At 54.7% G+C, this 8254-nt stretch carries 10 protein-coding genes and 1 pseudogene; 5 read left to right on the top strand and 6 right to left on the bottom strand.

Features of this window, described 5'->3' with window-relative positions; all coding sequences use genetic code 11:
* Nucleotides 1-139 precede the first annotated feature (139 nt).
* From Q0Z71_RS05215 to Q0Z71_RS17080, 4 genes and pseudogenes are all read left to right on the top strand, one after another.
* On the top strand, nt 140-1183 hold the full coding sequence (locus Q0Z71_RS05215) for a PDDEXK nuclease domain-containing protein (protein WP_363316681.1): 1044 nt from the start codon (nt 140-142) through the stop codon (nt 1181-1183).
* 673 nt (nt 1184-1856) lie between these two features.
* Nucleotides 1857-2444 (top strand): sugar O-acetyltransferase, encoded by a 588-nt coding sequence (locus Q0Z71_RS05210; protein WP_298019258.1) that lies wholly within the window; start codon nt 1857-1859, stop codon nt 2442-2444.
* Nucleotides 2445-2955: 511 nt separating this feature from the next.
* Nucleotides 2956-3462: pseudogene (locus Q0Z71_RS17085) on the top strand (carbohydrate-binding family 9-like protein); the annotation flags it as partial.
* On the top strand, nt 3407-3553 hold the full coding sequence (locus Q0Z71_RS17080; protein ID WP_363316680.1) for a carbohydrate-binding family 9-like protein: 147 nt from the start codon (nt 3407-3409) through the stop codon (nt 3551-3553). The pseudogene Q0Z71_RS17085 and the gene Q0Z71_RS17080, both read left to right, overlap by 56 nt.
* A 58-nt stretch (nt 3554-3611) precedes the next feature.
* Here the strand turns inward: Q0Z71_RS17080 and Q0Z71_RS05205 are convergent, their stop codons facing one another.
* Together Q0Z71_RS05205 and Q0Z71_RS05200 are read right to left on the bottom strand one after the other, a co-directional pair.
* Entirely contained in the window at nt 3612-4265 is a 654-nt protein-coding gene (locus Q0Z71_RS05205) for an HAD family hydrolase (protein ID WP_298019255.1), read from the bottom strand.
* 150 nt (nt 4266-4415) lie between these two features.
* The gene (locus tag Q0Z71_RS05200; protein ID WP_298019252.1) at nt 4416-5027 is read right to left on the bottom strand and encodes a TetR/AcrR family transcriptional regulator; all 612 of its coding nucleotides are present in this window, start codon (nt 5025-5027) and stop codon (nt 4416-4418) included.
* 97 nt (nt 5028-5124) lie between these two features.
* Here Q0Z71_RS05200 and Q0Z71_RS05195 point away from each other — a divergent pair, with 97 nt between their 5' ends.
* Complete coding sequence (locus Q0Z71_RS05195; protein WP_298019250.1) at nt 5125-5415, top strand: YciI family protein; 291 nt, start codon at nt 5125-5127, stop codon at nt 5413-5415.
* Between the two features lie 39 nt (nt 5416-5454).
* Here the strand turns inward: Q0Z71_RS05195 and Q0Z71_RS05190 are convergent, their stop codons facing one another.
* Genes Q0Z71_RS05190 through hisF form a run of 4 tightly spaced genes read right to left on the bottom strand, consistent with a single transcriptional unit; the run spans nt 5455 to nt 8253 of the window.
* Complete coding sequence (locus tag Q0Z71_RS05190) at nt 5455-6282, bottom strand: PHP domain-containing protein (RefSeq protein WP_298019246.1); 828 nt, start codon at nt 6280-6282, stop codon at nt 5455-5457.
* A complete protein-coding gene (gene hisIE / locus Q0Z71_RS05185) occupies nt 6279-6914 on the bottom strand; it encodes a bifunctional phosphoribosyl-AMP cyclohydrolase/phosphoribosyl-ATP diphosphatase HisIE (protein ID WP_298019243.1) in 636 nt (211 codons plus the stop codon). Before hisIE ends, Q0Z71_RS05190 begins: the two co-directional genes overlap by 4 nt.
* On the bottom strand, nt 6898-7482 hold the full coding sequence (locus tag Q0Z71_RS05180; protein ID WP_298019241.1) for a DUF6892 domain-containing protein: 585 nt from the start codon (nt 7480-7482) through the stop codon (nt 6898-6900). Before Q0Z71_RS05180 ends, hisIE begins: the two co-directional genes overlap by 17 nt.
* 15 nt (nt 7483-7497) lie before the next feature.
* Nucleotides 7498-8253: an imidazole glycerol phosphate synthase subunit HisF gene (gene hisF / locus Q0Z71_RS05175; RefSeq protein WP_298019238.1), complete on the bottom strand. Its 756-nt coding sequence runs from the start codon at nt 8251-8253 to the stop codon at nt 7498-7500.
* Between the last annotated feature and the right edge of the window lies 1 nt (nt 8254).

Below are 8254 nucleotides of genomic sequence, written 5' to 3'. Positions count from 1 at the left end.
ATAATAGGTATCAGGAAAAATCAAATGATATCAAATCCCCCAAACAAAAGCGTTTAGAATTAAGTTTCATTTTGCGAGTGGGAATAATTTCGGCGTCAGACCATGATTTTAAAGGTGGTGTATCATCATAGACAGCAGTTTGAACAATACGCACAGCCTCTCTCCGGTTATTTTGGAGATTAAAGCTGTTCTGGACAGCGCCCGCAGCAATGTTGCCCGGCAGGTGAACAGTGAGTTGCTGAACACCTATTGGAACATTGGCCGGATTATCTGTGAATATGAGCAGTCCGAACCGGGCAGAGCAGACTATGGAAAACAAACGCTGAAAGAACTCTCCCGAGAATTGACCAGAGAGTTTGGCAGGGGCTTTTCCCGTTCCAATCTCCAGAATATGCGTTTATTTTATCTGACCTATGAAAAATGCCAGACGCTGTCTGGCAAATTGAGTTGGTCACATTACTGTGAGCTGCTATCTATTTCTGATCCAGACAAGCGTAGCTTTTATGAGAAGGAAGCAATTAACGCAAACTGGTCCGTGCGCGAGCTGAAACGTCAAATCGAAAGTTCTTTGTTTGAACGGTTGCTGCTGTCACGCGGAGACGCCAACAAGGAACAGGTGTTGACGTTGGCGCTGAAGGGCAACGAAATTTCGGAGCCTGCCGACATCATCCGAGATCCCTATGTGTTTGAGTTCCTTGGCCTGCCGGAGGACAAGCCGGTGATGGAAAGCGATTTGGAGCGAGCATTGGTACGGCAGATTGAAAAATTCCTACTGGAACTGGGCCGTGGTTTTATGTTCGTCGGTACGCAGCAGCGTGTCACTGTCAACAACACCCACTATTATGTGGACATGGTCTTCTACAACAAAATTCTCCGGGCGTATGTTCTGATTGAGCTGAAAACCACAAGGCTGACGCCGGAGGCAGCTGGTCAGATCAATATGTATCTGAATTACTACGCCACGGAAGTCAACGATCCGGATGACAATCCGCCAATCGGGATTATTCTCTGTACCGAAAAGGACAGTATTACAGCTGAATACGCTTTGGGCGGTCTGTCAAATAACATCTTTGCGTCCCGCTATGTGCTCTACATGCCCAATAAGGAGCAACTGGTTGCCCAGGTGGAAGCCGTCCTGAAAAGGTGGCACGGAGAAGAAGGGAGACTGCTGGACAAGGAATAAATATCCTGAACTCAGCGTTGCATATTACGCAGTGTCATGGTAGAATAGAAATACGGAAAAAAAAGCTGCTGAAATGATAGCGTTTTCGTGAGCACAGGGCGTCACATTATAGAGCATATGCAATTTCATATGTTTCAGGAGTTCAGGTACCATATTCCCATAGCATTCCTGTTTCACCAGCAAACCGCCCGACCTACGGAAATAAATGCAACCTTTGATAGCGGCCCCTGATAGCTTTTTGATAGCAGAAAGTCAGATACTCAACAGGACTTGGATAACTGGTATCAAATAAAACCAAATGGAATCAAATCGCCTATACAAAAAAGTTTAGAATGCGGTTTCGTTTGGCGAATGGGAATAATATCATCCCCCAAGGCACTTGAAGCAAGTGCCTTGGGGGTTTTTGCCTGGTACTCTGACATCTGATCGCACGGGTCTTTGTCCCAGAGCAGGTAAAAGCAGCGGTACAGGCCGACGAACAGCGGGAACAGGCGGAGAAAGGCCGCAAACGGCCCCGGCGCTCTTTCAGCCGAGATGAACGGTAAGAGAAGTAGATTTATGCAAAGTCTTGTGATATACTGTTCTCAAATAACAGAGCGGCAATCAGGAATTTTTTAATACACCTTAGGTGGAAAAGGCGCACGTGATAAACCGAGATTTTGGGGGAAAAGTTATGACTGAATGGGATAAAATACGAGCCGGTCTAATGTACAACGATTTCGCGGACGAACTGTATCCACTAAGATTGGCTGCAAAAAAACTTTTTCGTGAATATAATAGAACAAGTGATGACGAAATAGAGAAGCGGGAAAATATTATGACTGAACTTTTTGAGTCAGTCGGAAAACATGTGTGGATAGAGCCTGATTTTCGCTGTGAATTTGGAAAAAATATCACAATAGAAGATAATGTATATATAAATTTCGGCTGCATTATTTTAGATTGCGCGAAGGTTACCATAAGCGAACATGCTTTGCTAGGCCCTAATATTGGAATTTATCCACTAAACCACGCCATTGACCCAGAGGAAAGAATTTGCGGCGCATGTATTGGCGGCGCTGTCCACATTGGAAAACGTGTGTGGTTGGGCGGTGATGTAAAAATACTTGCAGGAGTAACAATAGGCGATGATGCAATTATCGGGGCTGGAAGCATAGTAACGAGAGACATTCCGGCGGGTGTGATTGCAGCAGGAAATCCTTGTAAGGTGATACGTCATATTACTGATAGAGACAAGACAAATTTTTTAAGACTAAAATAAAAAAGTCCTTGTGCTGAATTGAATGTGGTAGACCAGCATGGCCATCTTATTGGTTATAATGCGTATTTGCTAAGTTCAATTTATAGGGGAGATAGCAAACCCAGTCGGGGTCGCCACTGGTCAAGATGAACGGCGCACAAGTGCGCCGCCATTGACCGCCCCGCCCGGTCTTGCTGAACAGTAATCAAGGCGGGCAAGCCCCAAGAGTGCTTGCCCGCCTCCTTTGATTTTGGGCGGGAGAGGTTGTCGAATTACGTCCCATGGTGGGATTGATTTCCCAGGCGGGCACCGCCCGCCGCTCCCCCCTCAATTTGAGGGGAGTTTTGATAATGGCCCGTTTGCGGCTTGAAACCCTTGCAATTCCTCGGTTTTTGTGATACTATTTTGATACTGGAAAAACGATTTGCCCCCAATAGCAGGTGAAACATTAACATATCTGCGAATGTTTTGCCTGTGAAATCACCCTATATACGCTCCCATATACTTGGATCTGCCGAGAGGGGTAAGTAAGATGATGCCGATCTATACGGTTTCCCGCGTGTCCATCCCGGATTGGACGACGATTCCCTCTGTGGAACTGGCCCATACCGGCTGGGTGGAGCCCTGCTCCATTGCGGCCCGGGCGCAGTGCTGCTGTGATGGGGATTCCCTGTGGGTCCGCATGGAGGCCAGCGAGGCCCCCATCCGCGCAACCCTGACCGGGCGGCTGGACCAGGTGTGCGACGACAGCTGTCTGGAGTTCTTTTTCGCTCCCTGGGCGGACGACAAGCGCTACTTCAATTTTGAGTGCAATCCGCTGGGGAACCTGTATGTTGGGTTCGGTGTGGAGCGACCCACCCGGGTACGGCAGATCGTGAAAAAGCCGGAGGAGCTGTTTCAGCCCGCGCCCTTTTTCACCGCGGAGGGCTGGGGCGTCGTATTCCGCGTGCCCGTCTCCTTTATCTCTCTGTATTTCCCGGGCTATGCCCTCTCCGGCGAGGCCGCCTGTAATTTTTATAAATGCGGCGACAAGACGGAGACCCCCCCATTTTCTGGCCTGGTCTCCGCTGACCTGTTCCGCGCCGGACTTTCACCGCCGCCAGGACTTCGGGCGCCTGCAATTCGATTAATACCGCAAAAGGACCTGCCCCACTGGGGCAGGTCCTTTTCCTGTCGTGTTTTCCGCGTTTACTCTGCCAGAATGATACCGCCCAGCTCCTCCGGCGTCTCCGCCAGGTGCTCCGCCCCCGCCGCCTCCAGGGACGCCCGGGAGCGAAAGCCCCATGTGACGCCGCAGGCCACCATTCCGGCATTGTGGCCGGTGTGGATATCCACATCACTGTCGCCCACGAACAGCGTCTCCGCCGGGACCGCGTTCAGCTCCCGCAAAATGCCCTTTACTCCAGCGGGGTCCGGCTTCACCGGGACGCCGGGGACCTTTCCCCGAACCAGAGAAAATACGCCTGGGAAATAGTGCTCCACGATCACCTGGCTGAATTCGTCGGCCTTGTTGGAGTAGACCGCCATCTGAACGCCGGCTGCCTTCAGGCGCGCCAGCAGCTCCTCCATCCCGGCATAGGGGGCGGTCTTGTCCATATTGTGGGCTCCGTAATAGTCCGTGAACTGCGCCAGGGTGTTCACCACCAGCAGCGGACTGCGGAAATTCTCCGGCGAGAACCGCGTCACCAAGTTGGGGATCCCGTGGCCCACCATGGCCTTGTACGCCTCCACAGAATGCTCCGGCCAGCCATTTTTCCGGCAGACCCAGTTCCCCGCGTCCGCCAGGTCGTCGATGGTGTCCAGCAATGTGCCATCCAGGTCAAAGATCACTGTACGATACATAAAGCACCCTCCCATTCGCTTTTGCAGTATCCCCATTTTATCAGCTGGTTATCTTTTTCACAATTGGCAAGAAGCTGAAAGGCGCGGCTTATGCTGCGCCTTTTTTAGCCATTTCACTGTGGGCAGCCTCTTTTATCGGACGGCTCCCGGTCAAGTCCTTGAAAAGAGGTGTTTCACGGTATGCGTGATGCCGCTCTTTCCGCTCCCCAGAAGGTCATATGCTCCATTCGAAAAGCACCAGGTCGCCATCAGTCCCCGCACAACGCTTTCCAGATAGGAAAAGGCATCCTCCTGTCCAAAGTCTCCCGCCAGCAGCGGTGCGGCCTCCGCCAGCAGCTCCCTGAGCTGCCCCGAAAACGGCCTGCGCTGGAAATGCTCCGACGGCCCCGGCACACAGGCGGAAAAATTCATGGAATAGGCCAGGCAGGTCAGCTCATATCCAGCGTATACGGCAAAGTCCAATTCCAGACATAAAAATGCCTCGATCCGCTGAACGGCCGGTGCCTGGGGATGCTCCCGCACATAGGCATCATAAGCGGTGCGGATAAAGGCATCCATATCAGAGTAATAGCTCTCCCGGATGATATCCTCCTTTGTGCGGTAATGCACATAAAAGGAGCCTTTTGCCAGCCCCGCCTCCTGGCAGATCTGGCTGACCGTCACCTGCTCATACCCCTGGGCCTTGATCAGCGCCACTGCCGTATCAAAAATCTTCTGCTTGGTCCGGCGGGCCTGCTCTTTTCTTGTCATTTTCTGCTCCATGGCTCCCCTCTTTTCTGTTGACAGCGCTGTGCGTTTGCATTATAATGACCCCAGTCACTGACTTCGGTCATTATTTTTTAAAGAAAGAAGTGTAAACATGTATATCTTTGATTTGACGTATCAAAAGCCTCTGAACGAGGTAGACGCTCTGCTCCCCGCCCACATCGCCTATCTGGACCGGCATTATCAGTCTGGCGCGTTCATCTGCTCCGGCCGGAAGAATCCCCGGACAGGCGGCGTCATCCTCTGCCGGGCAGAAACGCCTGAGGCGGCCCGCGCCATTTTGGAGGAGGACCCCTTCTATTGTCAGGGCATTGCGGATTATAAGGTCACGGAGTTTGTTCCCTCCAAATTCGCCGCAGGATTCGCCTGCTTTGCAGAAGCATGATGCGCCAAGCTCCGTGGATGGATATCCACGGAGCGCTTTTTATAGAGGGACCTCCACCGGGCCGTCCATCGTCAGCAGAACGGAGCGGTCAAACCCCGCCGCCCGGGCCAGCTCCATAGCCTGGCCGTAGCCATACACCACGGCGTCGGCACTGTGGGCGTCGGCGGTGAGGATGATCCTGCCGCCCATCGCCCGCCACTCCTTCAGCAAAAACAGCGCCGGATAGGGAGCGGTCCGGTATCCCCGGGCCATGCCGCCGGTGTTGATCTCCAGAAGCGTCGCCCGGGGGTCCGCGGCGTGAAGGGCATCCAGCGCCGCCCGCTTGTAGCGTGGCGTGTCCTCGTCAAAGAATCTGTTTCCGGCATTCAGTTTGACGATCAAATCGATATGCCCCAGGATGGTGGGCTTCATCGCCGCCACGCGGGCTGCTTCCGCAAAATATCCCTCCGCCACCGCCAGGGCGTCGCCGCCAAACAGCTCGTTCCGGCAGGCGGAAAAGTGCTCCTCCCCCCAGTCGGCAGCATAGTATTTGCCGTTGTGCCCCCTCTGGTAGTGAACACTGCCGATCCAATAGTCAAAGCCCTCCGGCCTGATGTCGGACTGGCTGTCCCACTCAAGGCCCAGCAGGACCTCCATCCGTCCGGCGTATTCCGCCCGAAGGCGGAGCACCGTCTCCCGGTAGGCCGTCATATCGGCGGGCAGGACCGCGCCCTCGTCCATGGGGATAGGCGTGTGGCTGTGGCAGGAGACGCCGAAGTACTTCACTCCCGCCGCGTATGCCGCGGCGGCCATCTCCTCCGGCGTGCCTCTGCCGTCGCACAGGGTATTGTGGGTGTGGACCGAGCAGGAACAGGGCGTCAGGCTCATTGCATCCGCTCCTGCTTCACCTTGTGGTCCACCACATGGCGCTTCTCCAGCTCCCGGGTGATATCCTCCACGGTGATGCCCATCTGGACCATGAGGACCATGACGTGGTAGGTCAGGTCCGCGATCTCGTAGATGGTCTCCTCCCTGTCCTCCTTGCGGCCGCCGATGATGACCTCCGTGCACTCCTCACCCACCTTTTTCAGGATCTTGTCCAGCCCCTTTTCAAAGAGGTAGGTGGTGTAGCTGCCCTCCTTCGGGCTGGTCTTGCGGCCCGCGATCAGGCGGTACAGGCCCTCATAGCTGAACCGCTTCAGCTCCTCAGACAGGTAGATCTCGTTGAAAAAACAGCTCTCCGCGCCGGTATGGCAGGCGGGACCGTCCTTGACCACCTCCACCACCAGGGCGTCGCCATCGCAGTCAGCGGTGATGGACACCACATGCTGCACATTGCCGGAGGTGTCGCCCTTGCGCCACAGCTCCCGGCGGCTGCGGCTCCAGAAGCAGGTGCGCCGCTCGTCAATGGTGATGGCAAGGCTCTCCGCGTTCATATAGGCCAGGGTCAGGACCTCCTTGGTGTAGTGGTCCTGGACGATGGCGGGGATCAGGCCCCTTTCGTCAAATTTCAAGTCCATAATAAACGATACTCCTTTTATTCCTCGCTGAACTCCATGGGGTGGTATGGATCCCCCACTGATTTAACTGCCGGAGCAATTCCTCCGGCGGGTCATTGGGCATATTGAAAAAGAACTCCTTCAAGTTGGGAAACTGCCTGACCTCCCGTTCCGTGATCGCTGTGATGTCAAAGGCTTTCCCATCCTCAAAATATTCGTCAAAATCCCCCCACTGGGGGTTGATGTGATAATAAATATCCAACTCTTCTCCAACATACAGCTTTTCAATATGTCCGGCCAGGCCGGCGGGAATCTTCAGCTCTTTGAAGTAAGCCTCCGCTTCCTCGATATGGGGCAGGAGGCGTTGAATGGACACTTCGTCGGATACCGTTTCCAAGTCCTCTGCATAGCGCTCCATATAGGCGTCTCCGCCCAAATAGGGCTCCCTCAGAAGACGCAGGTCGTACATCAGCACCTGCGTGACAGCCAGCTTGAAGGGGAAGTTGTCAAATTCCAGATAAGGTCCCCCCACCTCCAAAGAGGCTGTTTCTTCCTGCCCCTTTTTCTTAAAGCGGTCAAACAGTCCCATTTTGGGTCTCTCCTCTCATATCCGCATCTCCACGCCCCGGGCGCGGAGAAATCTCTTCAGATCCTGAATATCCACCTGCTTCGTGTGGAAAATCGACGCCGCCAGGCCCGCGTCAATGCCGGGATGGGTGAACAGCTCTGCGAAGTGCTCCATATTCCCGGCGCCGCCGCTGGCGATGATGGGAACGCTGACCCGGGCGGCCAGCGCATCCAGCATCTCCAGGTCAAAGCCGTTCTTTACGCCGTCGGTGTCGATGGAGTTCAGCACAATCTCCCCGGCGCCGTCCGCCACGCCGCGGACCGCCCACTCCATGGCGTCGATGCCGGTGTCCTCCCGGCCGCCCTTGGCGAACAGGCGGAACCGGCCGTCCACCCGCTTCACATCCATGGAGAGCACCACGCACTGGTCGCCGTATTTCTTCGCCGCCGCGCCGATGATGCCAGGGTCCGCGATGGCGCCGGAGTTGACGCTCACCTTGTCCGCGCCGCACTTCAGCACCCGGTCAAAGTCATCCAGCGTCCGGATGCCGCCGCCCACCGTCAGGGGGATAAAGATCTCACTGGCCACCCGGCGCAGGATATCCGTGAACAGGTTCCGCCCCTCCACGGAGGCGGTGATGTCGTAAAACACCAGCTCGTCAGCGCCGGAGGTGTTGTAAAAATGGGCCATCTCCACCGGGTCCGCCATGTCCCGCAGGCCCTCGAAATTGGTGCCCTTGACCACCCGCCCGTTCTTCACGTCCAGACAGGGGATGATTCTCTTTGCCAGCATG

It is taken from the genome of uncultured Dysosmobacter sp. (genome assembly GCF_947631635.1).
GTDB lineage: Bacteria > Bacillota > Clostridia > Oscillospirales > Oscillospiraceae > Oscillibacter.
The sequence above is the reverse complement of the archived record's forward strand: the minus strand, read 5'-3'. Positions and strand labels throughout refer to the sequence as shown.